Origin of the sequence: Catenulispora yoronensis, assembly GCF_039531695.1 — a bacterium.
GTDB lineage: Bacteria > Actinomycetota > Actinomycetes > Streptomycetales > Catenulisporaceae > Catenulispora > Catenulispora yoronensis.
Genome location: NZ_BAAAQN010000228.1, coordinates 1 through 557 on the forward strand (window position 1 = coordinate 1; position 557 = coordinate 557).

The following is a 557-nucleotide window of genomic DNA, read 5'->3' on the forward strand; positions in this document are numbered from 1 at the left end:
AAACCGATTTGGTCATCCGATTACTTACGTTGCTGCCAACGTGATTATGACTATCTATGTCGGGGTGGAGCAAACATATATTTTACCAACTCCAAATCAAAATATTGCAGCGGCATTTTCTTACAATAATGTTCTTTTTGTCAACAGGATCACATTTATTCCGGTGGAACGGGCGAAAGAAATTCAGTCTGCACTTGAGAAAAAAAGACTTGGTGGCAAATGAATATTGACGTCGAAACATTGGTGAAACAATTAGGCAAACCATACCAAGCGATTTTTGAACAAGGTTTGATTCCTTATAAAACTAAGCCTTATGATTCTGTTGGCGATAGCACTGCTAGATTAGATATGAAACGAGAGGGGGTGTATTTATCGTTTTTTAATAATCAAGATAAAAATCTTAAGGAAGTGGCCTTAAGGTTAGAGGATGAGAATAAAACTGACTGGTTATTTCCTAACTTGCTGCCATTTGGTCTTGAACCTGTAATAACCCAGAAATGGGTAAGGGACAAACTTGGCCATCCAATGATTTACACTGATGCGCAGATAATCATGAC

At 37.9% G+C, this 557-nt stretch carries 2 protein-coding genes; both read left to right on the top strand.

From position 1 onward, the window contains the following. Positions 1–223, top strand: a 223-nt coding sequence (locus tag ABD481_RS46995; RefSeq protein WP_344672381.1) for a DUF6392 family protein, incomplete at its 5' end; no start/stop codon positions are given. Then, positions 220–557: DUF6392 family protein (locus ABD481_RS47000; RefSeq protein ID WP_344672382.1), on the top strand; the 338-nt coding region annotated here is incomplete at its 3' end. The genes ABD481_RS46995 and ABD481_RS47000, both read left to right, overlap by 4 nt.